Source organism: Rhodanobacter sp. B05, from assembly GCF_002001085.1.
GTDB lineage: Bacteria > Pseudomonadota > Gammaproteobacteria > Xanthomonadales > Rhodanobacteraceae > Rhodanobacter.
In genome coordinates, this window is record NZ_MUNU01000017.1 from 304,486 (window position 1) to 327,665 (window position 23,180).

23 protein-coding genes are annotated in these 23,180 nt (G+C 65.1%); 17 read left to right on the forward strand and 6 right to left on the reverse strand.

Annotation, left to right across the window (positions count from 1 at the left end):
• Window positions 1–688: 688 nt before the first annotated feature.
• The 8 genes from B0E47_RS12770 (at window position 689) to B0E47_RS12805 (ending at window position 6,127) form a co-directional block, all read left to right on the forward strand.
• The gene (locus B0E47_RS12770; protein WP_254422919.1) at window positions 689–1,012 is read left to right on the forward strand and encodes a hypothetical protein; all 324 of its coding nucleotides are present in this window, start codon (window positions 689–691) and stop codon (window positions 1,010–1,012) included.
• Between the two features lie 134 nt (window positions 1,013–1,146).
• Window positions 1,147–1,377, forward strand: coding sequence for a hypothetical protein (locus B0E47_RS12775; protein ID WP_254422920.1), 231 nt, complete (start codon window positions 1,147–1,149; stop codon window positions 1,375–1,377).
• Window positions 1,378–1,634: 257 nt separating this feature from the next.
• Window positions 1,635–1,832: a hypothetical protein gene (locus B0E47_RS12780; RefSeq protein ID WP_077514632.1), complete on the forward strand. Its 198-nt coding sequence runs from the start codon at window positions 1,635–1,637 to the stop codon at window positions 1,830–1,832.
• 271 nt (window positions 1,833–2,103) lie between these two features.
• Window positions 2,104–3,018 (forward strand): arginase, encoded by a 915-nt coding sequence (gene rocF, locus B0E47_RS12785; protein WP_077514633.1) that lies wholly within the window; start codon window positions 2,104–2,106, stop codon window positions 3,016–3,018.
• Window positions 3,019–3,209: 191 nt separating this feature from the next.
• Window positions 3,210–4,574, forward strand: a complete 1,365-nt coding sequence (locus B0E47_RS12790) for a tryptophan--tRNA ligase (RefSeq protein ID WP_077514634.1) — start codon at window positions 3,210–3,212, stop codon at window positions 4,572–4,574.
• A gap of 29 nt (window positions 4,575–4,603) precedes the next feature.
• The gene (locus B0E47_RS12795) at window positions 4,604–4,945 is read left to right on the forward strand and encodes a hypothetical protein (protein WP_077514635.1); all 342 of its coding nucleotides are present in this window, start codon (window positions 4,604–4,606) and stop codon (window positions 4,943–4,945) included.
• A 23-nt stretch (window positions 4,946–4,968) separates the two neighbouring features.
• Entirely contained in the window at window positions 4,969–5,490 is a 522-nt protein-coding gene (locus B0E47_RS12800; protein ID WP_077514636.1) for a YgjP-like metallopeptidase domain-containing protein, read from the forward strand.
• Entirely contained in the window at window positions 5,483–6,127 is a 645-nt protein-coding gene (locus B0E47_RS12805; protein ID WP_077514637.1) for a DUF6348 family protein, read from the forward strand. The genes B0E47_RS12800 and B0E47_RS12805 overlap by 8 nt, the downstream gene beginning before the upstream one ends.
• 65 nt (window positions 6,128–6,192) lie before the next feature.
• Here the strand turns inward: B0E47_RS12805 and B0E47_RS12810 are convergent, their stop codons facing one another.
• From B0E47_RS12810 to pdhA, 3 genes are all read right to left on the reverse strand, one after another.
• Window positions 6,193–7,536, reverse strand: coding sequence for a dihydrolipoamide acetyltransferase family protein (locus B0E47_RS12810; protein WP_077514638.1), 1,344 nt, complete (start codon window positions 7,534–7,536; stop codon window positions 6,193–6,195).
• A 173-nt stretch (window positions 7,537–7,709) separates the two neighbouring features.
• Window positions 7,710–8,690 (reverse strand): alpha-ketoacid dehydrogenase subunit beta, encoded by a 981-nt coding sequence (locus B0E47_RS12815; protein ID WP_077514639.1) that lies wholly within the window; start codon window positions 8,688–8,690, stop codon window positions 7,710–7,712.
• Between the two features lie 3 nt (window positions 8,691–8,693).
• On the reverse strand, window positions 8,694–9,779 hold the full coding sequence (pdhA, locus tag B0E47_RS12820; RefSeq protein ID WP_077514640.1) for a pyruvate dehydrogenase (acetyl-transferring) E1 component subunit alpha: 1,086 nt from the start codon (window positions 9,777–9,779) through the stop codon (window positions 8,694–8,696).
• Between the two features lie 376 nt (window positions 9,780–10,155).
• Between pdhA and B0E47_RS12825 the strand changes: the two genes are divergently transcribed.
• The 3 genes from B0E47_RS12825 (at window position 10,156) to B0E47_RS12835 (ending at window position 14,183) form a co-directional block, all read left to right on the forward strand.
• Window positions 10,156–11,001, forward strand: a complete 846-nt coding sequence (locus B0E47_RS12825; protein ID WP_077514641.1) for a tryptophan 2,3-dioxygenase family protein — start codon at window positions 10,156–10,158, stop codon at window positions 10,999–11,001.
• 61 nt (window positions 11,002–11,062) lie between these two features.
• The gene (locus B0E47_RS12830; protein WP_077514642.1) at window positions 11,063–12,547 is read left to right on the forward strand and encodes an oligopeptide:H+ symporter; all 1,485 of its coding nucleotides are present in this window, start codon (window positions 11,063–11,065) and stop codon (window positions 12,545–12,547) included.
• Between the two features lie 130 nt (window positions 12,548–12,677).
• Complete coding sequence (locus B0E47_RS12835) at window positions 12,678–14,183, forward strand: peptide MFS transporter (protein ID WP_077514643.1); 1,506 nt, start codon at window positions 12,678–12,680, stop codon at window positions 14,181–14,183.
• Between the two features lie 228 nt (window positions 14,184–14,411).
• Here the strand turns inward: B0E47_RS12835 and B0E47_RS12840 are convergent, their stop codons facing one another.
• The 3 genes from B0E47_RS12840 to B0E47_RS12850 form a co-directional block, all read right to left on the reverse strand.
• Window positions 14,412–15,086, reverse strand: coding sequence for a toll/interleukin-1 receptor domain-containing protein (locus B0E47_RS12840; RefSeq protein ID WP_077514644.1), 675 nt, complete (start codon window positions 15,084–15,086; stop codon window positions 14,412–14,414).
• A 3-nt stretch (window positions 15,087–15,089) separates the two neighbouring features.
• On the reverse strand, window positions 15,090–15,953 hold the full coding sequence (locus tag B0E47_RS12845; RefSeq protein ID WP_217318932.1) for a DUF3365 domain-containing protein: 864 nt from the start codon (window positions 15,951–15,953) through the stop codon (window positions 15,090–15,092).
• Between the two features lie 285 nt (window positions 15,954–16,238).
• Window positions 16,239–16,700: a MarR family transcriptional regulator gene (locus B0E47_RS12850; RefSeq protein WP_077514645.1), complete on the reverse strand. Its 462-nt coding sequence runs from the start codon at window positions 16,698–16,700 to the stop codon at window positions 16,239–16,241.
• A gap of 110 nt (window positions 16,701–16,810) precedes the next feature.
• Between B0E47_RS12850 and hppD the strand changes: the two genes are divergently transcribed.
• From hppD to B0E47_RS12880, 6 genes are all read left to right on the forward strand, one after another.
• On the forward strand, window positions 16,811–17,905 hold the full coding sequence (hppD, locus tag B0E47_RS12855; protein ID WP_077514646.1) for a 4-hydroxyphenylpyruvate dioxygenase: 1,095 nt from the start codon (window positions 16,811–16,813) through the stop codon (window positions 17,903–17,905).
• 191 nt (window positions 17,906–18,096) lie between these two features.
• On the forward strand, window positions 18,097–18,396 hold the full coding sequence (locus tag B0E47_RS12860; protein ID WP_077514647.1) for a GIY-YIG nuclease family protein: 300 nt from the start codon (window positions 18,097–18,099) through the stop codon (window positions 18,394–18,396).
• An 80-nt stretch (window positions 18,397–18,476) separates the two neighbouring features.
• Window positions 18,477–19,814, forward strand: a complete 1,338-nt coding sequence (hmgA, locus tag B0E47_RS12865) for a homogentisate 1,2-dioxygenase (protein ID WP_077514648.1) — start codon at window positions 18,477–18,479, stop codon at window positions 19,812–19,814.
• 30 nt (window positions 19,815–19,844) lie between these two features.
• Complete coding sequence (locus tag B0E47_RS12870) at window positions 19,845–20,831, forward strand: fumarylacetoacetate hydrolase family protein (protein WP_077514649.1); 987 nt, start codon at window positions 19,845–19,847, stop codon at window positions 20,829–20,831.
• A 151-nt stretch (window positions 20,832–20,982) separates the two neighbouring features.
• Entirely contained in the window at window positions 20,983–22,383 is a 1,401-nt protein-coding gene (gene hemN, locus B0E47_RS12875) for an oxygen-independent coproporphyrinogen III oxidase (RefSeq protein WP_077514650.1), read from the forward strand.
• 35 nt (window positions 22,384–22,418) lie between these two features.
• A complete protein-coding gene (locus B0E47_RS12880) occupies window positions 22,419–23,180 on the forward strand; it encodes a helix-turn-helix domain-containing protein (RefSeq protein ID WP_077514651.1) in 762 nt (253 codons plus the stop codon).

A 23,180-nucleotide genomic window follows, 5' to 3' on the forward strand; every position in this document is an offset into this window, starting at 1 on the left:
GTGGTCCACCAAGCGCCTGGCTTCAGTGCTTCTTGCCGCAGTTGTCGCGTCACTGTACCAATTGGGCGCCGGCAACCCAAACCTTCAGGGAATTACGTGCCACATGGGGCTTGTTGGAATGAAGGCCCCCAATATGGACGAGCTCGCGCGGTTTGGCGTTCTGGCACAGAGGGCGTACGGTAGCCAGCAGGACGAGGTTCCGACAAGCGCACGGCTACCGGAGCGACGTTTGTCTCTGCATCACCGGATCGCTTCATGGATGAAGTAGCGATGGGTGCACTCGGTCGCATCTACGGCTGGCCGGCGAATTAGGCGTGTTCGTGGCGGCGCGTGGGCATTCTTGTAGTCCGATGCTCACCCAGTGATAGCTGGAGTCTTCTGGGGGCATATTTGGGGGCATTGTCAATAGATATTCAGATTGAAATGGCTACATGAAGGGCTTTGAGTGGCATGATGTGATTCCTGGTGCCGCACCACCACATGATCGCGCGCCAAGGCCGTCCTTCGGGCGGCCTTGGCCATTTGTGATCCAGGCGGCCTGCGAATCGGGTTGGATTGCCTTGTCCGAGGGACTGCCCCGGTAGCGGCTTCAGCAAGCTGAATGTCGCACAAAAATTTGACAAGGGTATCGCGATCTCTCCACCCGCTGCTGCGCAACCTGACGCCTTCGAACCTCGAGGGTAAAGCCGTGGAAACACTTTACGTCGTGCAGGGTTTTTATGGAATGGGGCAGGGCATGGTTGCCGGCAAGCCCATCCTGCATGGCATGGAGCAACTGGCGCGCACGCGCGGCGAGGCGCTGGCGGGCCAATGCGATGGCGTGCTGGTGTATGCGCAAGGCGCAGATGTGGATCGAGGCGAGTATTCGGCGCCGGTGATCCTGGCGAAGTATGGTGAGGTGCCACACCCGGAAACGCAGAGTCTGCGCCAGCCGGTACCGGAATCTGCGCACGAGCGCGTGTCCTGGTGGGGTCTGCCGGGATTCCGCGGTAGCCACGCACAAGCGCTGTAGGCCGACACCGACATACCGGAGCCTGCGCGCGCTGCATATTGGTCAGGTTCGGAGTCGCCTGCATGCGCTTGCTGGATGCGCCAGGGGACTACCGGCGGTGTCTCCCGGCAGAGGGCTTGGCAATGGGTGTCGTCTTGACGATCAGGGAAAGCAGCCACGGCCTGTGGTGCATCTGCAGTGGCCCGGAGATCCTGTTCGACCGCCTGCACTTTGCTCATGCCATCCGCCTGGGTCGGGGCCTGGCTCGCGAGGAGCACGACAGTTCAGGCAGTGCGGCTTGTGTCGAGATGGTCTGCAGCGAGTTCAACATCCCGCTGGTGCAGTACGCCGATACTGCCGGGGTGCGGGCGGCGAGCGTGGCGTGACCGGATGACCCTCCGGGCCGGTGGCCCCGGAAGTTGGCTGCCTCGGGCTTCCGCGCGCGGAGAATCATCCGTTCCGCTCAGGATGGGGTCAACCGGCTGCGGCGAATGCGGCCCACGCTATCGAGGCAAGCGTGTCGCTGCTGCCTGGGCCTTGGTGCGTACAGGGATCCAGGATGCCCGAAGAAGACATGGACGTGTCGTAAAAATTTGCTACGATCAACCCGACGGCTGCACAGGGGCAGCCGGGAGAGATCGACATGCAGACGCCTTTCGCACATCCCGCCGTCTGGCGCGGACTGGTGCTGTTTGCAGGGATGCTGTTGGGGAAGTTCACCAGGGAAATGAAGCCCGATACCGCGCCGCCCCAGGTGGGCAACCTGGTGTCGTGGTCCCCCGGTGCACGATCACGCCGGGAGGATGAACTGGAGCGCATCCGCCAGGCGGAATCGAGCTAGCCGTGTAAACCCAGGATATCCGTGCGCGGCACGGCGCGACATGCCGATCCTGTCGTGGCCCAGTTTGTGTGCGGCGTGGGTTGACGAGGGCCATGGCCCAATCCGGTAAACTCCAAGGAGGCGTGGCGCTGTATGCCGCGCACGCTTTCTTGCGCCCGCCACGGCAAATTGCGCGGGATCCGGGCAGACTGCCATGGGCGCCGAACCATCATTGCGCCTCTGCGTCGGTTTCCATCGGTGCGGACCGGACGTCACCACAGGTACGACAACCATGAGCAAGCAGACCATTTCGTTGATAGGCGTGCCGACCGATATCGGCGCGGGACATCGTGGCGCCTCGATGGGGCCGGAGGCCATGCGGGTCGCCAACCTTGGCGCCAGGCTGGAGCAACGCGGCCTGACCGTGATCGACCGGGGCAATCTGCAGGGGCCGTTCAATCCCTGGCAGCCGCCGAAGGACGGCTACCGGCATCTGGATGAGGTGGTGGCGTGGAATATGGCCGTCTATACGGCTGTACACCAGGAGCTCCAGGCAGGGCGCCTGCCGATCATGCTCGGCGGCGATCATTGCCTGGCCATCGGTTCGATCAGCGCGGTGGCGGATCATTGCCGCGAGATGGGCAAGCAACTGCGCGTGCTCTGGCTGGACGCGCACTCGGACTTCAACACGGCCGAGGCGACGCCATCGGGGAACATCCACGGCATGCCGGTGGCCTGCCTTTGCGGCCACGGCCCGAAGGCCCTCGTCGAACTCGGCGCCCACGCGCCGGCGGTCACGCCGGACATGTTTCGCCAGATCGGTATCCGCTCGGTCGACTACGGCGAGAAGCAGCTGGTCCGCGAGGCCAACGTGGGCATCTACGACATGCGCCGGATCGACGAAGAAGGCATGAAGCGGGTGATGGAACAGGCGCTGGAAGGCGTCGACGAGAACACGCACCTGCATGTGAGCTTCGATGTCGACTTCCTCGATCCCGGCATTGCACCCGGCGTCGGTACTACCGTGCGTGGCGGCCCCACCTATCGCGAGGCGCAACTGTGCATGGAGATGATTTCCGACAGCGGGCGCATGGCTTCGCTCGATCTGGTCGAACTCAATCCCGCCTTCGACCGGCGCAACGCGACCGCCAAGCTGGCGGTGGATTTGATCGAGTCACTGTTCGGCAAGTCGACCCTGATCCGCTGAATTGTTCGCCGGGATCAGGGCGCGGGCCGACAAGATCGTTGAACACGGGTTCGCCGTTCGTGCCGGTGAAGATGACGAACTTGCCAGCCATCATGACGCCCCGTCCGCAGCACCGTCTTGCGCCATGGCTCCTTGTGGATTGCCTTGTCGATGGTATGCCGTAAACTGAGGCTTTACTTGCGCGACACAACATGCAGACCCGAGTCCTCACCGGCATCACCACCACCGGCACGCCGCATCTGGGCAACTACGTGGGCGCGATCCGCCCCGCGATTGTTGCCAGCCGGCGCGATGACGTGGACGCGTTCTTCTTCATGGCCGACTACCACGCGCTGATCAAGAGCGATGACGCGTCACGGATCGAGCGTTCGCGGCTGGAGATCGCGGCAAGCTGGCTGGCGGCCGGCCTCGATCCGGCGCGGGTCACGTTCTACCGGCAGTCGGATATCCCTGAAATTCCGGAACTGACCTGGTTTCTGACCTGCATCGCGTCCAAGGGCATGCTCAATCGGGCCCACGCCTACAAGGCGGCGGTGGATCGCAACCTGGAGGCCGGCGAGGATCCCGACGCGGGCGTCACCGCAGGCCTGTACATGTACCCGGTGCTGATGGCGGCCGATATCCTGGCGTTCGATGCGCACCAGGTGCCGGTGGGGCGCGACCAGATCCAGCACATCGAGATGGCGCGCGACCTCGGCCAGCGTTTCAACCACCTGCATGGCCGCGACTTCTTCGTGCTGCCGGAGGCGCTGATCGAGGAGCAGGTGGCCATGCTGCCCGGACTCGACGGCCGCAAGATGTCGAAGAGCTACGACAACACGATTCCGCTGTTCGCCGGTGGCAAGAAGCAGCTGCGCGAGGCGATCATGCGCATCGTCACCGACTCGCGGGCGCCCGGCGAGCCGAAGGATCCCGACAACAGTGCGCTGTTCACCATCTTCCGCGCGTTCGCCAGCGATACCGAGACCGAGGCCTTTCGTCGAGGCCTGCTGGACGGGCTGGGCTGGGGCGAGGCGAAGCAGGTGCTGTACGAGCGGATCGAGACCGATGTGGCGCCGATGCGCGAAAGTTACGAGGCCTTCATGGCCAACCCGGCTGCGATCGAGACCATCCTGCAGGAAGGCGCGCGCAAGGCGCGTGCGATCGCCACGCCAAAGCTGGCCATCTTGCGCGACGTGCTGGGCTTGCGTGCCATGCGGACCGCGCCGACTCCCGCGGCCAGGTCGGGCGCGGCGCCGAAACAGGGCCGTGTGCCACGCCTGGCCAGCTTTCGCGACGCCGATGGCAATTTCCGTTTCCGACTGTTTTCCGCCGAGGGCGAGGAGTTGCTGCTGTCGGTGTCGTTTGCTGATCCGAAGGCTGCCGGGGCGATGCAGAAGCGCCTGAAGAGCCCGGGCGCGGCCGGCGCGGTGGTGCAGACGCGGGCGCTTGGCATGGTGCTGGAGATCGACGGCGAAGCGGTGGCCAACACGCCCGACTATCGCGATGAAGCGGCGCGCGAACAGGCGTTGGCGCAGTTGCGCGATGCGCTGGATCAGCTCGCGGCGCAGGACTGACGTCGAAGCGAAATCGAACGGAGAACCTGGTGCGCTATCTGTCCATCCTGTTGCTTGCCCCGTGGTTGCTGGTGCTCTGCGGGATCTACTGGGCGTATCCGAGAGATCTGCCGCGAAGCGCGCGTCGGCGCAGTTTCGACGTGGTTGTCCTGCTGCTGGCGGCGGTAGCGACCACGCTTGCCGCCGTGGCAGGTTTCGACACGGCCGAGCTGCCACAGGTCGGCGAATTCGGTCGCTTCAGCGGGGGCATCTGGCAGCAGGTACTGCCGGCCCTGTATGGCTATGGCGCGTTTGTGGCGGTACTGCTGCCGGCGCTGTGGCTGCGCCAGCGTTGCTGGGGCCGGCGTCGAAACGCTGAAGGCGAACACTGACCGGTAGTGCCAGAATACGCCGCATGGTTCCGCTCAAATATCTCCAGGCCTACCCCGAGGTCCTGCAGCAGCAGGTGCGTCACCTTGTTGCGCAGGATCGCCTGGGCGAGCATCTGGCCGCACGTTATCCGGATCGTCATGCGGTGCAGAGTGACAAGGCGCTGTATGCCTACACGGTTGCCCTGAAGCAGCAGTTCCTCAGGAACGCCCCGGCCATCGACAAGGTGCTCTACGACAGCAAGCTCGACGTGGTGCAGCGCGCGCTTGGCCTGCACACCGCCATTTCGCGCGTGCAGGGAAGGAGGCTCAAGGCAAAGAAGGAGATTCGGGTGGCTGCATTGTTCAAGGCGACCGCGCCGGAATTTCTGCAGACGATCGTGGTGCATGAGCTGGCACACCTCAAGGAAATCGACCACAACAAGGCGTTCTATCAGCTGTGTACCCACATGCTGCCGGATTACCATCAGCGCGAGTTCGACCTGCGCGTCTATCTGACCTGGCGCGAACTGCCTTCGACACGAACTGCCGGGAGTCAGCATGGATAGTGCGGCACTCCAGAAACAACTGCTGCGCCTGTTCGAGCGCCACGACGTCGAGCTGGATCCGGACGAGGACGGCTGGCTGGTCACCGACGGCGACTTTCCGGCCATCCGCGCGGAGTGGCATGAAGGCAAGGCGGGCGAACCCGGGCGCCTGGACATCGACGTGGTGCTGGGCGAGGAACGTCGCATCGAGGAAAGCTTTGCTGGCCTCGGTGGCGGCGACGCCGGCTGTCGCGATGCGCTGCACACGTTCGAGCAGAATGTGTTCCACCTGCTGCTGGCCGCCTGCTGGTACGTCACCGACGATCGCAGGATGCGCATTGCCGCATGGGACATCGGCGTGCGCACGTGGGACGTGTTCATCGGTCCGTTCAGCGTGCGCGGCGGAGAAGTTGCGAGCATACCGGCCGACGCGCTGGTGTCGATCGAGGCGGCGCTGAAACGCGAAGCGCTTGCCCCTGAATTGCACTGGTTGCGACTGGTGCACAGCCATGCCGAACAGGGCGACTCGCGCTGCGAGGCCCTGCTCGATAACGAACTGTGGACGGCGGGGACGCTGGCCTTGAATGAAATTGCCTGGCCGCGTGGTGGCGACTACAGCGCCCGCTGCTTCATGCTGTTGGACGTGCGCGATTATTGATTGCTGATGACAGAAACAGACAGGGCGCCCGAAGGCGCCCTGTCGGATTCACGAGTGCAGCTGGATCAGTTCGGCAGGGCCAGATCGTCCAGCATCGCCTTGAGGAACCTTGCAGCCTCGCCACCGGTGGCGGCGCGATGGTCGAAGGTCAGCGACAGCGGCATGCGGCGATGCACTTCGATGCCGCCGATCACCGCGACCACGTCGTGGCTGAGCTTGCCGGCACCGACGATGGCGACGGTCGGCGGTACCACGACGGGCGTGGCGTAGCGGCCGGCGAACATGCCGAAGTTGCTGAGGCTGATGGTGTAGCCGGACAGCTCCGAGGCCGGGATCGAACGATCCTCGACCTGCGTGCGCAGGCGCTTGATCGCGGCGCGAATGCCGGTGCCGTCGAGCACGTCAGCATTGCGCAGCGCCGGCACGAACAGGCCGTCGTCGGTGTCGACCGCGATGCCGATGTCGACGTGCGGATGCAGGGTGCGGGTGAGGTTCTTGCCGTCGAACCAGGCGTTCAATGCCGGCACCGTCTTGCAGGCAAACACGATCGCGCGGATCAGGCGGGCGGTGATGTCCTGCTTGCCGATCCAGGCGTGCAGGTCGGCGTCGTCGACCAGGGTGGTCGGCACGACCTGGGCGTGGGCGTCAGCCATCACGCGGGCCATGTTGCGACGTACACCCTTCAATTGTTCCGGTTGGCCGCTGGCTTGCTGCGACGGCGGCGCAGTACGCACCGGTTTGCCGGCGAGCGATACCGGTGTGCGGGTGGCCTCCGGTTGCGGCAACTCGGGCGCCAGGTGGCGACCGGCGGAGGCCGGCACAGCACGTGCCGGCGCAGCGCCGAGCGCGGCCGAACCGTTCGCGGCGGCGTCCTTGACGTCCTTCATCGTGACCACGCCATCGGCGCCGCTCGGACGCACGCGGGTCAGGTCGACCTTGAGCTTCTTCGCCAGCGCACGCACGGCGGGCACGGCTTTCACGCCGCCGATGCTGGCAGCTTGCTCGACGTGCACGGTGTTGCCGCTGACCATCGCGCCGACCACGGTGCCTTCGTCTTCGCGATCGGCGGTGGCCGCGGCAGGCGCAGGTGCCGGCGCGGCTTCGGTCTTTTTCGGGCCATGCTGGTGGCCGGTGTCCTGCGACTCGGCGCGCTGCTTCGCGTTCGGATCGGGCTCGAACTCGGCCAGCGCAGCGCCGGTTTCGATGATGTCGCCCGGCGCGCCGTGCAGCTTGGTGACCTTGCCGGTGTACGGCGAGGGCACGTCGACCACCGCTTTGGCAGTTTCCATCGAGCACAGCGGCGCGTCGAGCTTGATGCTGTCGCCCACCTTCACGTGCCACTCGACCACGGTCGCGTCGGGCAGGCCTTCGCCGAGGTCGGGGAGGTAGAACGTCTTGATGTCAGCCATTTTTTTCGTCCGGGATTCGGGAGACGGGATTCGGGATTCGGAAAAGCGGGGCGGCCTATCGATTTTGGCGGTTCCCGCTCTTGCTCTTGGGCAAAAGCGCCAGGGAGTCGGTGAGACGAGCGGGCTTGCTTTGACGAATCCCGAATCCCGTCTCCCGATTCCCGGCGGTCAGCTCAGCTGACCGCCATCGTACGCTTCGCCGCGTCGACGATGCGTTTCACGCTGGGCATGTATTTCATTTCGAGGCGGAACAGCGGCGTGTGCACGTCGTAGCCGGTGACGCGCTCGACCGGCGCAAGCAGGTCGTACAGGCATTCCTCGGCCACGCGCGCGGCGATCTCGGCGCCGAAGCCGGCGCTCTTCGGCGCTTCGTGCACGATCACGCAGCGGCCGGTCTTCTGCACCGACTCGGCGATGGTGTCGAAGTCCAGCGGGGTCAGCGTGGCGACGTCGATCACCTCGGCGCTGATGCCCTGCGCGGCCAGTTCGTCGGCCGCTTCCAGCGCTTCCTTCACCTGCGCGCCCCAGGTCACCAGGGTCACGTCGGTGCCGTCGCGCAGCACGAAGCACACGTCCAGCGGCAGTGCTTCGCCATCGTCCGGCACATCTTCCTTGTACTGGCGGTAGATGCGCTTCGGCTCGAAGAACATCACCGGATCCGGATCGCGGATCGCCGCCAGCAGCAGGCCGTAGGCGCGCGCTGGCGACGACGGCATCACCACGCGCAGGCCGGGGATGTTGGTGAACAGGTGTTCGTTCGCTTCCGAGTGATGCTCCGGTGCGCGGATGCCACCGCCCCACGGCGCACGGAACACCGCCGGCACGGTGAGGCGACCGCGGGTGCGGTTGCGCATGCGTGCGGCGTGGCAGGCGATCTGCTCCATCATCGGATAGATGAAGCCCTCGAACTGCGCCTCGGCGACCGGCTTCATGCCCTGCACGGCGAGGCCGACGGTGACGCCGGCGATGGTGGTTTCGTCCAGCGGCGTGTCCAGCACGCGCAGTTCGCCGAACTTTTCCTGCAGGCCCTGGGTGGCGCGGAACACGCCGCCGTTGACGCCTACGTCTTCGCCCAACACCACGACGCTGTCGTCGTGCGCCATTTCGTAGGCGAGCGCCTGGGTGACTGCTTCGATGAGAGTGATTTGTGCCATGGCTTAGTGGGCCTTCTGATCGAGCGAAAGGACGTAGTCGCGCTGTTTGGCGAGGTCGGCGGGGACTTCGGCGAAGGTGTAGTCGAACATCGCCGTGACCGGCTGGGTCTTGGTCTCGAGGTAGGCGTTCACCTCGTTGTCCATCCACTCGTCGCACTCGGCCTTCCAGGCTTCTTCCCTGGCGTCGTCCCAAACTTTCTTTTTTACCAGCCAGTTGCGCAGGCGCTTCATCGGCTCCTTCGCCCAGCCGTCCTTCACTTCCTGCTCGCCGCGGTAACGGCGTGCATCGTCGGCGGTGGTGTGGTCGCCGAGGCGATACGTCACCAACTCCAGCACGCTGCCGCCCTGGCCGCTGCGTGCGCGCTCCAGCGCGTCTTCCATCGCCTTGCGCACCGCGATGATGTCGTTGCCGTCCACCTGGATCGAGAACAGGCCGGCGGCGATGCCCTTCTGCGCCAGTGTTGGCGCGCCGGTCTGGATCTTGCGCGGCACCGAGATCGCCCACTGGTTGTTGACGATCACCGCGACCAGCGGCAGGTTCTGCGCGCCGGCGATGTTGATCGCGCCGTAGAAGTCGCCCTTGGACGAACCGCCGTCGCCGATGGTGCACACCGCCACGCGCTTCTCGCCGCGGATCTTGAACGCCAGCGCGGAACCGGCCGCGTGCAGGCACTGCGTGGCGATCGGCACCGACCAGGCGAAGTCATGGCGTGCCGGCTCCTTCTGATAGTCGTTGCCACGCTCGTCGCCGCCCCAGTACATGTAGACCTCGCGCGGCTGCACGCCGCGGTACAGTTGCGCGCCGTATTCGCGATAGCTCGGCGCGTACACGTCTTCGGGCTTCATCGCGCTGCCAATGCCGACGTGCGCCGCTTCGTGACCGAGGCAGCTGGCATAGGTGCCCAGCTTGCCGGTGCGCTGCAGCGCGATCGACTTGGCGTCGAAGATGCGGGTCGACAGCATCAGTTTGTAAAGCTCGACCATGTGGTCGAGATCCTTGGCGAAGGCGGGCAGGTCCTTGCGGACTTCGTTGCCTTCGGCATCAAGGTATTGCAGGTATTCGATTTCAAACTTGGCGGCGATGGTCACGACTCGCTCCGGGGTGATTGCCAATGGGGAAACTGGTTGCACGTGCCCCGAGTGGATTTGCGGGGCACAAATGACTGCACAAGACCGCGCTTGATAACAGGCCGGCATGTTGCGCTGCAAGGTACAGCGCAGCATTCGAGGGCGTATGGGGAGCGATTTTTACCTGCGCTGCGAGAGCGCCAAAGCGCGCGCCACAACACTTTCTCGCCCGCAAGCGGGCTCCTACGCGGGGTGACCGACACGGTCTGGCGGGATCGGGATGCTTCTCTTGTCTCCAGCTTCTCCACACCCGCTCCCCGCCCCATGTCCTGGGTCAAGATTTGATCGGCGCTCAACCGTTACCATGACTGTTCTCGAAATTACGTGACGGAACAGCATGAGTGACAACCAGCGCGATCTCGAAGCGGGCATCCAGACCGACCTCAACGGGCAGATCACCTATGGCGGCTATCTGCATCTGGAGACGTTGCTGTCCGCACAGCAGCCGTTGAGCGATCCGCCGCATCACGACGAGATGCTGTTCATCGTGCAGCACCATGTGTCCGAGTTATGGATGAAGCTGCTGATCCACGAGCTGAAGGCCGCGGTGGCGCATCTGCAGCGCGACGATGTCGACGCCTGCCTGAAGATCCTGGCGCGGGTGAAGCAGGTGCAGCGGCAGCTGTTCGAACAGTGGGCGGTGCTGGAAACCTTGACGCCTTCGGAATACCTGGAATTCCGTGGCGTGCTGGGGCCGTCGTCCGGCTTCCAGTCGCTGCAGTATCGCAAGATCGAATTCCTGCTCGGCAACAAGAACGCCGACATGCTCAAGGTGTTTGCGCACGATCCGGTTGCCCAAGACGAATTGCGCGCGGTGCTGGAAGCGCCGAGCCTGTACGACGAATTCCTGCGTTACCTGGCGCGGCGTGGCCACGCGGTGCCGGCCGAACTGCTGCAGCGCGACTGGACCCAGGCATATCGGCGCAACGAGGCACTGTTGCCGGTGCTCAAGCGCATCTACCAGGAACGCGCGGCGTTCTGGCCCGAATACCACATGTGCGAGCAGTTGGTGGACGTGGAAGAGAGCTTCCAGTTGTGGCGCTTCCGTCACATGAAGACGGTGGAAAGGATCATCGGCCATCGCCGCGGTACGGGGGGGTCGTCCGGGGTGAGCTTCCTGAAGAAGGCGCTCGACCTGGAGTTCTTCCCCGAGCTGCTGGACGTGCGCACGGTGCTGGAGTGAGTGAACGTTTGCGCCGCGTCATGATCTGAGGGTCATCCAGTCGAGACACAGGGGAACGCGCATGAGCAACGCCGTCGCTGCGGGGCAGCCGCAACCAAGCACGGATGATCGCTGGGGCCATCCCCGCCAGTTGTGGATGCTGCTGGGCGTCACCGTCGGCCTCAATTTCGCGTTCTACGGCTTCCGCGCGTTCCTCGCGCCCTACATCGCGCAGAGTTTCTACGGGCATCTCGGTGCGGCCGAGGCGCAGCGGCAGGCGTACCTGCTGACCAGCGGCTTCCTGGCCTTGATGTACGCCACGCCGATCATTGGCGGCTACGTGGCCGACAAGATCCTCGGCGAGACGCGGGCGCTGGCGATCTCGCTCTGGCTCGGCATGCTGTCGCTGCTGTTGATGGCGCTGCCCAGCCTGTTCGGCTTCGAGCTGGGACTGGCGCTGTTCGCTCTGGCGGCTGGCCTGGGCATCCCGCTGACGGTGCTGGTGGGGCGCAACTATCCCGCCGGGGACTCGCGCCGCGAGGGCGGCTACACGCTGTTTTACCTGGCGATCAATCTGGGTGGCTTCGTCACGCCCTTCATCTGCGCGGATCTGATCGGCCATCGCTACGGCTATCGCTGGGGTTTTGTCGCGGCGGCGGCAGGCATGGCGGTGGCGGCGCTGCTGTTCCAGTGGCGCAAACCACGGCTGGATGCGTTGATGCCCGGTGCCGATCACCTGCATGGTCCGATGTCGACGGCCTGGGCGCTGCTGGTCATCGCCCTGTTGCTGTATCCCACCGCCTTGCTGCTGGCTCTCCCCGCCGTGCTGAGCTGGGCCATGTATGCGCTGATGGGTTTGCTGGTGCTGTATTTCGTGGTCAGTTGCGTACGCCGGCGCGAGCGGGTGCAGACTCACCGCTATCTGGCGCTGCTGCTGCTGTTCGTGGCGCTGGTGGTGTTCTGGGCGTTCAGCCTGCAAGGCGTGACCTCGCTCAATTTCCTGGCGCGCGATCACGTGGATGCGCCGTTCGACTTCAGCTGGTTCCAGTCGGCCAACCCGCTGTACATCCTGATCCTGGCGCCGCTGCTGGCGCTGCTGTGGCCGTGGCTGGAGCGGCGCGGCCGCGATCCTTCCACGCCGCGCAAGTTCGGCATCGGCCTGCTGCTGGTGGCGCTGAGCTATGGCGTGCTGGTGTACACGATCGGCCATCTGCAGCATGCCGACGGGCGCATCGGATGGTGGTCGCTGGCGCTGTGCTACCTGCTGCAGACGCTGGGCGAGCTGGCGCTGATGCCGATCGGCTATGCCCTGGTAGGCCAACTGGCGGCGCCGGAGGAGGCCTCGCTGGCGATGGGCGGCTGGTTCTTCGGGGTGGCCCTGGCCTACCAGCTGGCCGGCTGGATCGCCACGCTGACGATCCAGGTGCCCACCGCCGGATCGGCGCTGACCGGCCTGGCCGACTACGCCCACGTCTACGGCCGGTTGTTCGGCTGGGGCACCGCGGTGGCGCTGGTGTTCCTGCTCACCGCGCCATGGATACGCCGCCTGATGCACGGCCTGCACTGAGCCGTGCGCCGCGCGCGGGCGTGACCTTTCGCCGCAGCGTCCCCGCCCTGCGCCACGGTTGACGTGAGCCAGCGCTCCGGGTACATCTGGCTGTTCGCAATATCTTGCGACAGCCATCGAAGGGGCATGCATGAGCCAGCTCACCACCCGCGGCGCCACGGCGCCGCCCGAGTATCCGCAGCTGCTCGGCCATCCCCGGCCGTTGTGGATGCTGTTCATGTCGGAGTTCTGGGAGCGCTTTGCGTTCTACGGCATGCGCTGGGCGCTCACCCTGTACATCGTGGCGCAGTTCTTCGGTGGCGACGAAGCCGGCCAGGCATCGGCCAGCCGCACCTATGGCGCCTACCTGGCGCTGGTCTACGCCACCGCGGTGTTCGGTGGCTACGTCGCGGACAAGATCATCGGCTACCAGCGTTCGATTCTGCTCGGCGCGGTGGTGATGGCGGCCGGCCTGTTCATGGTGATGGTGCCGCAGCATGAAATCTTCATGCTCGGCCTGGCCACGATCATCGTCGGCAACGGCCTGTTCAAGCCGAACATCTCCTCGATGGTGGGCCAGCTGTACGCCACGGGCGACTCGCGCCGCGACCGTGGCTTCACCCTGTTCTACATGGGTATCAACGCCGGCGCGCTGATCGCGCCGGTGCTGACCAGCATGCTGGCGACCAAGGTGTTCGGTACGCCCGGCCACCAGAACTACCACGTGGTGTTCGCCGCCTCCGGCGTGGGCATGCTGATCAGCCTGGTGTGGTTCTGGTTCGGCCGGCGCCAGCTCGGCCCGGTGGGCATGCCGGCACCGGAAATCGCCAATCCGATGCGCGTGGTCTACGTGGCGCTCGGCGTGCTGGTGGCGATTCCGCTGGTCTACCTGCTGATGGACCGTGCCGGCGCGGTGGTATTGCAGTGGCTGCTGACGGCGCTGTTCCTGGGCGTGGGCGTGATGCTGGTGGTCGAGGCGATTCGCACCGGCCGGGTGCAGATCCAGCGGGTGATCGCGATGCTGATCATCTTCGTGTTCAACGTGCTGTTCTGGATGTTCTTCGAACAGGCCGGCAGCTCGTTCAACTTCCTCGCCCAGCACATCGTCGATCGCAACCTCGGCGGCTGGGAGTTCCCGATCGGCTGGTTCCAGTCGGTCAATCCGGTGGCCATCGTGTTGCTGGCGCCGCTGATCACCCTAGTCTGGGCGTGGCTGGACAAGCGCCGCGTCGAGCCGTCGATCCCGCGCAAGTTCGGCCTCGGCCTGATCGGCAATGCGCTGGGCTTCGCGGTGTTGATGTACGCACTGTCCAGCCTGGTCGACGGCAGCGGCATGATCCCGCTGTGGACGCTCGTGCTGTGCTACGTGCTGCAGACCGCCGGCGAGCTGTGCCTGTCGCCGATCGGCCTGTCGATGGTGACCAAGCTGGCGCCGGTACGACTGGTCGGCCTCGGCATGGGCGGCTGGTTTCTGTCCACCGCGATCGGCAACAACCTGGCCGGCCTGTTCGCCGGCCACGTCAGCGGCGAGGGCGGGATGACCGTGGGCTCGGCGCTTTCCGGCTACAGCATGGGGTTCTGGATCCTGCTCGGCGGCGGCGCGCTGTTGTTCCTGATCGCGCCGCTGATCAACAAGCTGATGCATGGGGTGAGGTGAGCCGGTCGGCGCGCGGCGCATCCATGCGTGCGCCGTCCGCTAGGAGCGTGGGCCGCAGAAACGTTCGAGGCGAAGAGCTTCACAACAGCGAAGCTGGTCAAAGTTGCCTGCGCCGGGGCAGTTTTTCGACGATTCGCCGGCCCATAGTCGTTCTATGGGCCAAGAATCGGCGGATAGTGAACCAAGCAGGCGACTTTGCAGCCCGGACGATTTCTGCGGCCCACGCTCCTAGGGGCCCTGGTCGATCTGCCGACAGGCTTCGAGGAAGTTGCGTCGTTCCGGCTCGCCATCGATTTCCGGCGCGAGCCGCAGCGCGATGGCATGCAGATCGCCGCCACCCCTCGCCGCACCCCGGACGAGATGTCCGGCCACCGGTCCGATGCAGCGCGCGAGTTCGGTCTCCAGACGCCGCAGCCGGACGGCGTCGACGGCGCCGGGCGGATGCATCGGCGCCGCTGCCAAGGACGCCCGGTGTTCGGTCGGCGGCGGCTGGGCGGCATGTTCGCCGAGGACGGCTTCGAGATGCTCGCACAGGCGGTCGATGTGCGGCTGCAGCGGCGGCGGGAACGCATCCATCCAGTGTTGCGCACTGAGGAAGTACTCCAGGCTTTTCGACGGCAGCACATCCTCGATCCGGAACGGCAGGATGCGCAGCCGCTTGTGCACGGCGCGCTCCACCTCGCGCCGCACCTGGTCCGAGTCGTTGCTGTTGCCGGAGAACACCAGCAGCATGAGTTTCGCGCCGGCGATCGCATCGATGATCTCGGCGGCCCAGTCGGCCGCGGGCGAGACGTCGCGCGGTGCGATCCAGGCACTGAGGCCGCGCGCTTCCAGCTGCTGCACCAGGGCGAACGCGCTGTCGCGATCCGGTTGCGAGTAGCTGACGAAGATGTCGCGGGCCATGGCTCAGTTGCCCAGCATCCGCAACGCCTTGTCCAGGCTCTTGCGCATGCGGTTGAGTGCAGCCGACAGCGCGGCGACCTCGCGCCCGCCGCCGCCAGGGAACTCTGCAGCGGTGGCATCGCCCAGGCTCACCTGGTCGGCGATCCGCGCGATTTTCCGCACCGGACGGATGACCAGCAGGTAGAGCGCGCCGTTGACGATCAGCAGCACGCCCGCGAACATCGCGGCGATCGCGATCAGCACCCCGTGGCGGATGCGGCTGGCGCTGGACTCGGCCGTGGCAAGCGGCACCGAGATGATCTGTGCACCGACGATTTCGTTGGGCTGCCAGCCGAATCCGTGGTCGCTTCCGTAGCGCGCAATCATCGTCGCCGGGGCTGCCGCCGGCAGGCTGTGGCATTGCAGGCAGCCTGGCTCGACGTGGATCGGGCGCGCCATGAACAGGCTTCTGCCGATCGGGGTGTCACGTATGCCGGTGACTTGCCGGGTAGTCGCGTCGTTGCGAAAGCGCTGCACGATATCGGCTTCCCAGTCGGTCGCGCGATCACGGGGATTGGTCGGGTTGAGTGTCGCTTCCTTGTAGGCGTAGTCCGGGTGTTCCGAGTGCAGCTTCAGGAAGTTCTGCGTCGCGGCGTAAAACGGCACGCTCTGCGGGCGGAACGCCGTTTTCATCTTCTCATCGAGCAACGGTCCGATCTCGGTCTCCGTGTAGGAGCGGATGGCCGCCGCACTGTCCAGCATCAGACCGGCCTGGGCCAGCACTTCGCGGGTCGCGTTCTCCTGCAACATCGAAGTCACGACCAGCGAGATCGCGAACATGCTGAACGCGAATGCGGCAAGCAATATCAGGTTGATCCGCAGCAGCACCCTGGTCTCCCGTAGCGGAGCGCAAGTCCACGGACCGCGGCCCGACTGTGTTGATTGCCGTTGGCGCCTGGATGACGTCCCGCATACGCCGGCCGTCCCGACGGGCGGAGTATGGCGCAAACACCGGAGAACCACTCGAAAGCAGCAGCATCAGCCTGGATGTTTCGGGGCCCGGGCGAGGCGGTGGAGTCCGCGTCGGAAGCCTGGCGCGACCGGCTTCGAGGTGCATTCGGAATTTCTCGCGCTGCCATGCGCCCAGACCAGCGTCGCCGCTAGGAGCGTGGCTCAGCCCTGCAGTTTGTCCAGGATCCGCTCCAGCCAGATCCGTTCCTCGGCATCGAGCCTGGCCAGTACTTCGCGTTCACGCGCCCGCGCCATGGGCGCCACTTCATCGTGCACGGCCCAGCCGGCGTCGGTGAGGCTGAGCACCGAGCGGCGCTTGTCGCCGCCATGGGTATCGCGGTTCACGCGCCCGGCCGCCACCAGCCGCGCCAGCGCACGGCTCACCGCCACCTTGTCCATCGCGGTGCGTTCGGCCACCTCGCGCGCCGACAGCCCTTCGAAGCGCGCCAGCACGGCCATCACCCGCCATTCCGTCATCGAGAGGTCGTAACGGCTCTGGTAGTCGCTGGCGATCGCCTGGCTGACCGTGTTGGACAGGATCGACAGGCGGTAAGGGAGGAAATGTTCCAGCTGCAGCGGCGCGTGTTCGGCGCTGGCGGAGGCTGGCTTGCGTCTGGCGGGCATCGCGGGTGGGCTCCTTGCAATTGGTTTCAATTGTAACTATAACGTGGGACTTACCTTGATGGTGGCACGCTTGGCAGCTGCCGACGTGCACCGACACACAGGAGAGCGCCATGAACGCCCAGCCCAATCTTGGCATGCAGGTCACCACCTTCGACAACCCGATGCGCATCGATGGTTTCGAGTTCGTCGAGTTCGCGGCACCCGCGGGGCGCGCCGGCGAATTGCATGATCTGTTCAAGCGGATGGGCTTCGCTGCAGTACTCAAGCACAAGACGCGGGCGATCACCGTGTACCGGCAGAACGGCGTGAACTTCCTGCTTAATGAAGATCCGGTTTCGTTCGCGGCCGAGTTCGCCGGAAAGCATGGTCCCAGCGCCTGCGGTTTCGCGATCCGTTTCAGGAAGCCATCCGCCGAAGTGCTGGCCACGGTGCTCGGCAATGGCGGCGAAGCGGTGACCGACAAGGCCGACAGCAAGGCAGTGAACGCGCCGGTGGTGAAGGGTATCGGCGACTGCATGCTGTACCTGATCGATCGCTACGGCGCAGCCGGCAGCATCTACGACGCCGATTACGCGCCGATTCCGGGCGCCGACCAGAACCCGCAGGGTTTCGGCCTGACCTTCATCGATCACCTGACCCACAACCTCTACTTCGGCAACATGCAGAAGTGGTCGGATTACTACGAGCGCTTGTTCAACTTCCGTGAGATCCGCTACTTCGACATCAAGGGCGCCAAGACCGGCCTGGTGTCGAAGGCGATGACCGCGCCGGACGGTGTCGTACGCATTCCGCTCAACGAATCCAGCGATCCGAAGAGCCAGATCAACGAATACCTCGACGCCTACCATGGCGAAGGCATCCAGCACATCGCCTGCTTCACCGACGACATCTACACCACGGTGGAGAAGATGCGCGCGGCGGGCGTGGAATTCCTCGATACGCCAGACGCGTATTTTGAAGTGATCGACGTGCGTGTGCCGAACCATGGCGAAGACGTGGCGCGGCTGGCGAAGAACAAGATCCTGATCGACGCCGACCTGGAGACCAAGCAGCGCAAGCTGCTGCAGATCTTCACCCAGAACGCGATCGGCCCGATCTTCTTCGAGATCATCCAGCGCAAGGGCAACGAGGGTTTCGGCGAAGGCAATTTCCAGGCGCTTTTCGAAAGTATCGAACGGGATCAGATGAAGCGCGGGTTCCTGTAATTGAAAGTTGGCTACAGCTCTTCGACTTCGCCTGCAGAAAGCGCAGGCTACGCTCAGAGTGAACGGTTCCATCGATGCCGTTTGCCCTAGAACGTAGATTCCCTCACCGTTCGCCCTGAGCGTAGCCGCGCAGCGGCGAAGTCGAAGGGCAGTCGGACGAGCAGGCCAAGGGTCGGCAAGGAAGCTTGAAAATGGAATTCACCCTGTACATCCCCGAATGCGCCGACGGGTCGTTCTACATCGGTCATGCCGACGACTTGGGCAAGCGACTCGCTCAGCACGATGAAGGCAAAGGCTGTATCTGTGCCTTGACGCGACGCCCGTTGAAATTGATCCATAGCGAAGGGTTCGAGACGCGCTACGAGGCATTGACCATGGAACGCAAGTTGAAAGGTTGGAGTCGGGCAAAGAAGTTGGCGTATATGGCAGGCGACTGGAAAGGCGTCGGTGTCCTGGCCAAAGGCAAACACCGGCATCAACGCTTGCCATGAGGCGCTTCGACTCCGCTTGCTGAGCAAGCTACGCTCAGCGCGAACGGTTGTCTGGAATGCATGATCAGGATCATTGACCGATGAATTACCAATCCGGTTTCGGCAACGAGTTCGCCAGCGAAGTGATCGCCGGTGTCCTGCCGCAAGGGCAGAACTCGCCACAGCGGGTCGCACACGGTCTGTACGCCGAACAATTGTCCGGCACAGCATTCACCGCGCCTCGCCACAGCAACCGGCGCAGCTGGCTGTACCGGATTCGTCCGGCGGCAGTACATCAGCCATTCGAGCCGCTGGCGCATGCCACGTTCCACAACCGTTTCGACGAGGCACCGGCCACGCCGAACCAGCTGCGCTGGAATCCGCTGCCGATGCCGTCGCAGCCAACGGATTTCGTCGATGGCCTGGTGACGCTGGCAGGCAATGGCGGCCCGGGCGAGCAGGCGGGCGTAGGCATCCACGTCTATACGGCGAATCGCTCGATGCAGGGCCGGTTTTTCTACGACGCCGACGGCGAGCTGTTGATCGTGCCGCAGCAAGGGGCCTTGCGACTGGCCACCGAGATGGGCGTGCTGGACGTCGAGCCGCAGGAGATCGCGGTGATTCCGCGGGGTGTGCGTTTTCGCGTGGAGCTGATCAGCGAGGCCGACGCACATGGAAGTGCGAGTGCCGCGAGCGCAGGGAGCGCAGGAGCGGCCCGCGGTTACATCTGCGAGAACTTCGGCGCACTGCTGCGTCTGCCGGATCTGGGTCCAATCGGCTCGAACTGCCTGGCGAACACGCGCGATTTCCTCACCCCGCATGCGGCATATGAGGATGTCGATGGCGCGTTCGAACTGATCGCGAAGTTCCAGGGCGCGCTGTGGTCGGCGAAGATCGATCATTCGCCGCTGGACGTGGTCGCCTGGCACGGCAACTACGCGCCGTACAAATACGATCTGCGCCGCTTCAACACGATCGGCTCGATCAGCTACGACCATCCGGATCCGTCGATCTTCACGGTGCTGACCTCGCCCAGCGACAGCGCCGGCACGGCGAATATCGATTTCGCGATCTTCCCGCCGCGCTGGCTGGTGGCGCAGCACACGTTCCGTCCACCGTGGTTCCACCGCAACGTGGCCAGCGAGTTCATGGGCCTGATCACCGGCGTCTACGACGCCAAGGCCGAAGGCTTCCTGCCCGGCGGCGCGTCGCTGCACAACTGCATGAGCGGGCACGGGCCGGATGCGGCCACGTTCGAGAAGGCGTCGAACGCCGACCTGTCCAAACCCGACGTGATCGGCGGCACGATGGCCTTCATGTTCGAGACGCGCAAGGTGATTCGCCCCACGCGGCAGGCCTTGGCCTCGCCACAGCTGCAGGACAACTACCACGAATGCTGGCAGGGCATCGCCAAGCATTTCGATCCGTCGCAGGCGTAAGCCGCCGCACCGTTCTGTCTGGAGAAACGCATGAAGCTGGGAAGTCTGAAAGAAGGCGGCCGCGACGGTACGCTGATCGTGGTCAGCCGGGATCTGACGAAGGCCGTGAAGGCCGGCGCCATCGCGCCGACGTTGCAGGCCGCGCTGGACGATTGGTCCAACAGCGCGCCGCGACTCAACGCGTTGTCGGATGAATTGAACGAGGACAAGGCGCGCGGCGCGTTTGCGTTGGACATGACCGCGCTCGCCTCGCCGCTGCCGCGCGCGTACGAATTCGTCGACGGCTCGGCCTACCTGCCGCACGTCGAGCGCGTGCGTCGCGCTCGCGGTGCCGAGGTGCCGAAGTCGTTCTACACCGATCCGCTGATGTACCAGGCGACCAGTGCTGGCTTCCTCGGTCCGCGCGATCCGGTGGTGGTGCCGAGCGAGGATTACGGCATCGACCTGGAAGCCGAAGTGATCGTGGTCACCGACGACGTGCCGATGGCGGTGACGCCGGCGCAGGCGTCGGAACACATCCAGCTGGTTGGTCTGGTCAACGACGTCAGTCTGCGTGGGTTGATCCCGGGCGAGCTGGCCAAGGGTTTCGGTTTTCTGCAGTCCAAGCCGCGTTCGGCGCTGTCGCCGGTACTGGTGACGCCGGACGAACTGGGCGAGGCGTGGCAGGGCGACAAGCTGCACCTGCCGATGCGCACCTGGTTGAACGATGCGTGGTTCGGCGCGGCCGAGTGCGGCGTCGACATGCAGTTCAGCTTCGCCGAGCTGGTGGCACACGTGGCCAAGACGCGTCCGCTGACCGCCGGCACGATCGTCGGCTCCGGCACCATCGCGAACGAGGACACCGGCAAGGGTGCTTCCTGCCTGGCCGAGCAGCGCACGGTGGAAACCCTGCGCGATGGCAAGCCGAGCACGCCGTTCATGAAGTTCGGCGACCGCCTGAAAATCGACGTCACCGACGCCGCGGGCGCCTCGATCTTCGGCTCGATCGAGCAGCATATCGAGCCGCTGGGAGGCTGAGGCAGCCCGGTCTGGGGCGTGCGCCGACGCAAGCGTCGGCGCAGGGTCGCTGCCTGGCCTGCGTATCCGTGCCGCGGCGCATGGCCGCGATCCTCGCGGGGCTTGATCGGGATCAAGGCGGCGCGGCAGCCTGGGCGACAGACTTGCTGCCATGACCCCTGCCATCGCTTCCCCCGAATTCGACGCGGCCCTGATCGCGCGCCATGACGTCGCCGGCCCGCGCTACACGAGTTACCCGACCGCGCCGCACTTCCGGGCGGACTTCGACGAAACGGTGTTGCGCGGTGTCATTCGCGCATCCAACGAGGAACCGATCCCGCGGGCACTGTCGCTGTATGTCCACGTGCCGTTCTGCATGAGTCCCTGTTTCTACTGCGGCTGCAACCGGATCATCACGCGCGATGTGACGCAGGCCGAACGCTATCTCGAGCGCCTGTATCGCGAGATCGAGCTGATCGCGCCGCTGTTCGATCGCGACCGGCCGGTGCGCCAGCTGCATTTCGGCGGTGGTACGCCGAATTTCCTCGATGCCGCGCAGATGGGCGAGCTGATGGAATCGCTGGCGCGGCACTTCAGCTTAAGTCACGCGACGGATCGCGAATACGGCATCGAGATCGACCCGCGCTTTGCCGACGGCGACTACGTGCACGCGCTGGGCGAGCTGGGCTTCAACCGCATCTCGGTGGGCATCCAGGATTTCGATCCGGTGGTGCAGAAGGCGGTCAATCGCATCCAGAGTTTCGAGCAGACCCGCGCGGTGCTCGACGCCGCCCGTGCCTCCGGGTTCCGTTCGGCGAGCGTCGACCTGATCTATGGTCTGCCGTTCCAGACCGTCGATGGCTTCAGCCACACGCTGGACCAGGTGGTGGCGCTGAAGCCCGATCGCGTGGCCGTCTACGGTTACGCGCACCTGCCGGAGATGTTCAAGGCGCAGCGGCAGATCGCCGCGGCGGATCTGCCGGATGCGGCGACGCGGCTGGCCTTGTTCGGCTGTGCTGTGGCGAAGCTGTCTACGGCGGGCTACGTCTATGTCGGCCTGGATCACTTCGCCAGGGCTGGTGACGAACTGGTGCAGGCGCAGTGCGCCGGCACACTGCAGCGCAACTTCCAGGGCTACTCGACGCATGGCGATTGCGACATCGTGGGGCTAGGCGTAAGCGCGATCGGGCGCATCGGCGACAGCTACAGCCAGAACGCGCGTGACCTGATCGGCTACTACGCGGCGCTGGATGCCGGGCGCCTGCCAGTGGTACGAGGCCTGGAACTGGACGAGGACGACCTGATCCGGCGCGAACTGATCGGCGAGTTGATGTGCCAGGGCCTGGTCGACAAGCGGCAATTCGGAGCACGCCACCGGCTACTGTTCGATGAGTATTTCGTGCGCGCACGGCAGCGGCTGGCGCCGCTGGTTGAGGATGGCCTGGTGCTCGAGAACGCCCGCGAAATCCGCGTAACCTCGCGAGGGCGGCTGCTGTTGCGTATCATCGCCATGTGCTTCGACGCCTATCTCGACGACGCGGCACAGGCGACGCGCTATTCGCGCGTGATCTGATCCACGCAGCCCCAACCAGGCAACCGACCAGCATCATGCAATCCAAGTACCCGGCAGGCCGCCTGCCCGAGCCGCCCAACCCGATTGCCGACGACGGCGACGAGACGCGTTTCTGCGGTACCTGCGCGTTCTCCAGCGCCTGCATCGCCGCCGGCTATGACAAGCCCGAGCTGGCGGAACTGCAGTGCCTGGTCGAGCATGTGGGACCGTTCCGCGCGGGCGAGCACATCTTCCGCACCGGCGACCCGTTCCGCGCGATCTACGCCGTGCGCGGCGGCACCGTGAAGACGCGCATGGTCGACAAGGAAGGCCGCGAACAGGTGCTGGGTTTCTACCTGCCCGGCGAGGTGATCGGGCTCAACGCGATCTACCCCGAGCATTTCCCCTGCGACGCGGTGGCGCTGGACACCGCCTTCTTCTGCCGCTTCTCGTTTCCGGCGATGAGCGCGCTGGCTTCGCGTGTGCCGGCGGTGCAGAAGCACCTGTTCCGCATGCTCAGCAAGGAACTGGGTACGGCCAGTCTGCTGGCCGGCGATCACAGTGCGGACGAACGCGTGGCCGCGTTCCTGATGGATCTGGCCGGGCGCTATGCCGCGCGCGGGTTCTCTCCCACGCGCTTCCACCTCAGCATGTCGCGCGGCGATATCGCCAACTACCTGCGGCTGGCCGCCGAAACCGTGAGTCGCGTGCTGAGTCGCTTCCGCGCACAGAAGCTGATTGGCATCGAGGGTCGCGAGCTGGAACTGCTCGACCCGGTTCGTTTGCGGGCGATCGGGCAGGCGTTGCTGCCGGATTGA

What these genes read in the sequence shown, in the direction of transcription:
- B0E47_RS12780 (WP_077514632.1), top strand. Translation starts at nt 1,635, where the DNA reads ATGCAGACGCCTTTCGCACATCCCGCCGTCTGGCGCGGACTGGTGCTG.
- rocF (WP_077514633.1), top strand. Translation starts at nt 2,104, where the DNA reads ATGAGCAAGCAGACCATTTCGTTGATAGGCGTGCCGACCGATATCGGC.
- B0E47_RS12790 (WP_077514634.1), top strand. Translation starts at nt 3,210, where the DNA reads ATGCAGACCCGAGTCCTCACCGGCATCACCACCACCGGCACGCCGCAT.
- B0E47_RS12800 (WP_077514636.1), top strand. Translation starts at nt 4,969, where the DNA reads ATGGTTCCGCTCAAATATCTCCAGGCCTACCCCGAGGTCCTGCAGCAG.
- B0E47_RS12805 (WP_077514637.1), top strand. Translation starts at nt 5,483, where the DNA reads ATGGATAGTGCGGCACTCCAGAAACAACTGCTGCGCCTGTTCGAGCGC.
- B0E47_RS12810 (WP_077514638.1), bottom strand. Translation starts at nt 7,536, where the DNA reads ATGGCTGACATCAAGACGTTCTACCTCCCCGACCTCGGCGAAGGCCTG.
- B0E47_RS12815 (WP_077514639.1), bottom strand. Translation starts at nt 8,690, where the DNA reads ATGGCACAAATCACTCTCATCGAAGCAGTCACCCAGGCGCTCGCCTAC.
- B0E47_RS12825 (WP_077514641.1), top strand. Translation starts at nt 10,156, where the DNA reads ATGAGTGACAACCAGCGCGATCTCGAAGCGGGCATCCAGACCGACCTC.
- B0E47_RS12830 (WP_077514642.1), top strand. Translation starts at nt 11,063, where the DNA reads ATGAGCAACGCCGTCGCTGCGGGGCAGCCGCAACCAAGCACGGATGAT.
- B0E47_RS12835 (WP_077514643.1), top strand. Translation starts at nt 12,678, where the DNA reads ATGAGCCAGCTCACCACCCGCGGCGCCACGGCGCCGCCCGAGTATCCG.
- B0E47_RS12840 (WP_077514644.1), bottom strand. Translation starts at nt 15,086, where the DNA reads ATGGCCCGCGACATCTTCGTCAGCTACTCGCAACCGGATCGCGACAGC.
- B0E47_RS12850 (WP_077514645.1), bottom strand. Translation starts at nt 16,700, where the DNA reads ATGCCCGCCAGACGCAAGCCAGCCTCCGCCAGCGCCGAACACGCGCCG.
- hppD (WP_077514646.1), top strand. Translation starts at nt 16,811, where the DNA reads ATGAACGCCCAGCCCAATCTTGGCATGCAGGTCACCACCTTCGACAAC.
- B0E47_RS12860 (WP_077514647.1), top strand. Translation starts at nt 18,097, where the DNA reads ATGGAATTCACCCTGTACATCCCCGAATGCGCCGACGGGTCGTTCTAC.
- hmgA (WP_077514648.1), top strand. Translation starts at nt 18,477, where the DNA reads ATGAATTACCAATCCGGTTTCGGCAACGAGTTCGCCAGCGAAGTGATC.
- B0E47_RS12870 (WP_077514649.1), top strand. Translation starts at nt 19,845, where the DNA reads ATGAAGCTGGGAAGTCTGAAAGAAGGCGGCCGCGACGGTACGCTGATC.
- hemN (WP_077514650.1), top strand. Translation starts at nt 20,983, where the DNA reads ATGACCCCTGCCATCGCTTCCCCCGAATTCGACGCGGCCCTGATCGCG.
- B0E47_RS12880 (WP_077514651.1), top strand. Translation starts at nt 22,419, where the DNA reads ATGCAATCCAAGTACCCGGCAGGCCGCCTGCCCGAGCCGCCCAACCCG.